Origin of the sequence: Corallococcus praedator (assembly GCF_003612125.1) — a bacterium.
GTDB classification, from domain to species: domain Bacteria; phylum Myxococcota; class Myxococcia; order Myxococcales; family Myxococcaceae; genus Corallococcus; species Corallococcus praedator.
The window spans coordinates 1-424 of record NZ_RAWI01001163.1 but is presented as its reverse complement, the minus strand read 5'-3'; the positions used below and the strand labels follow the sequence as shown (position 1 = coordinate 424).

The 424-nt window shown below is 59.4% G+C and carries 1 protein-coding gene; it reads left to right on the top strand.

Features of this window, described 5'->3' with window-relative positions:
• Positions 1-81: 81 nt before the first annotated feature.
• The coding region (locus D7Y13_RS47515) for a hypothetical protein (RefSeq protein ID WP_208734682.1) at positions 82-424 on the top strand (343 nt) is incomplete at its 3' end.

Here is a 424-nt window from a genome sequence, read left to right as displayed (position 1 = left end):
GGTACCTCCTGTGTAAGTGCCGCGCAGGCGCGCCAGGACATCTACCCTCAGACCCTATTTCCATTCGAAGGAACGACAACAGTGCGCGCCGCTGGGAAGTGGCTGTCACGAGGCGACGATCCAAAAGGGACGTTCCTCGTCTACCAACTCCTGAGTTGCTCGCACCCGTTTCCTTTCAAGTCATTGCAATTCCGCGTGACGGGCGCAAAGAAAGCTCGCAGCAGCGGCATGGCGCCCGACACCCCACCACCGGAAGCCGCGCCAACGGCCCGGAAAGCCCAGGAACCTTCCAAGATCAGCCTGGAGGAACACGACCCTTCATCGCAGCTTGCTACAGCTACGATGCCCATGAGCGGCAATCGACGATTTGGCGACCTGGAGAACAAGTGGGTCTTCGCAGACAGAACCATTGCCGGGAAAACAC